Source organism: Inquilinus sp. (assembly GCF_057815775.1).
In genome coordinates this window covers 1-1597 of the sequence record NZ_JBYRFX010001158.1, presented here as the reverse complement: position 1 = coordinate 1597, position 1597 = coordinate 1, and the positions used below count along the sequence as shown (strand labels likewise).

The 1597-nt window shown below is 68.2% G+C and carries 1 protein-coding gene and 1 pseudogene; both read left to right on the top strand.

Annotated elements, in window-relative coordinates; genetic code table 11:
• Positions 1-402 precede the first annotated feature (402 nt).
• On the top strand, positions 403-1197 hold the full coding sequence (locus tag AC3XYG_RS41025) for an SDR family oxidoreductase (protein ID WP_489145683.1): 795 nt from the start codon (positions 403-405) through the stop codon (positions 1195-1197).
• Positions 1198-1324: 127 nt separating this feature from the next.
• A pseudogene (locus AC3XYG_RS41020) lies at positions 1325-1597 on the top strand (hypothetical protein); the annotation flags it as partial.

Here is a 1597-nt window from a genome sequence, read left to right as displayed (position 1 = left end):
ACGACCACGCCGTTCTCGTCGAACGGCACCTGGCCGGAGACGTAGACGAAATCGCCGGCCCGCACCGCCTTGGAGAAGGGCAGCTTCTGCCCGCCGGCACCGGTGACGGTGGTTCCGAAATGCTCACGCTTGCTCATGGATGGTTCCTATTTGACGGTGCCGCGGCGCAGAGAGGCCAAGTGAAGGCGAGAATGTAACTCGCTTACAATACCCGATGGGACATAATTCGGACGTGGCGTGAGGGCCCGACTTCCTCCGTTATTCCGCAGCAATGCTGAATTTTGTCGGAAACCGACGCCCGTCCACGATGCTGCACCGCACACTCATGATGGCCGTCTTGTAAGTTTCAAACATTGAGCTACGATCGGCCTTCAGCCTCGTCTTTCTGCCGGAAACACAGCCATGAGCTTCGCGGACCAGACCGTTCTCGTCACCGGGGCGCTCGGCGGCATCGGTGGGGCGATCGTCGACCATTTCGCGGCGGCCGGGGCGACGCTGATCCTGTCCGACCGCGACGCCGCGGCGCTGGACGCCCGCGTCGCCAGGCTGGCCACGGCCGGCACCAAGGCCGCCGCCGCGCCGGCCGACCTGTGCGATGCTGCCGCCACCCGCGCCGCGATTGAGGCCGCGGTCGCCCGCACCGGCCCGGTCGACATCGCCGTCAACAATGCCGGCGGCGGCAATGGCGGCGGCACCCTGGCCTCGACCACGGCCGAGAGCTGGGCCGGCGATGTCGCGCTGAACCTGCACGGCCCCTATCACGTCGTCGCCGCGGTGATCGACGGCATGAAGGCGCGGCGCCGCGGCAGCATCGTCAACATCAGCAGCGTCAACGGCCTGCTGACGCTGGGCCACCCGGCCTACAGCGCCGCCAAGGCCGGGCTGATCAGCTACACCAAGGCGCTGGCGGTGGAGTACGGCCCCTTCGGCATCCGCGCCAATGTGATCTGCCCCGGCACCGTCCGCACCCCGATCTGGCAGGCGCGGGTCGACAAGAAGCCGGAGATCTTCGAATCCCTGCGCAAATGGTACCCGCTGCAGCGCGTGGCCGAGCCGACGGACATCGCCAAGGCCGTCGCGTTCCTGGCCTCGGACGACCTGGCCGGCTTCATCACCGGCGCCATGCTGCCGGTCGATGGCGGGCTGACCGCCGGCAACCGGGTGATGGCCGGGGAGCAGACGCTGGAGGAATTCTGATGGCATTGCCGGGATTGACCCGGCAATCCAGGCGATGTCGACAGCCTCTCGATGCCCGGGTCAGGCACGGGCATGACAGCAGGAGAGAGCCGACAGGCGGGACACGAACCAACAAAGGAACACCGCGTTGACCTTCACCACCCCCTCCGTCCTCGCCCTCGACCCGATCCTCGATGCACCGATCGACGGCGCCAGCAAGGGGCTGCCGCCCGGGCTGCAGCCGATCCCGTTCCGTGCCGTCGGCGACCAGGGCTGGAACGCGCTGGCCGGCGACCTGCCCTTCCCGCAGGCGGTGCTGAAGCGGTCGGTGATCGAGCGCAACGCCCGCTGGATGCGCGACATCCTGGCCGAGACCGGCGTCGCCCTGGCGCCGCACGGCAAGACGACGATGAGCCCGCAG

Coding starts and splice junctions, on each gene's coding strand:
- AC3XYG_RS41025 (WP_489145683.1), top strand. CDS start 403: ATGAGCTTCGCGGACCAGACCGTTCTCGTCACCGGGGCGCTCGGCGGC.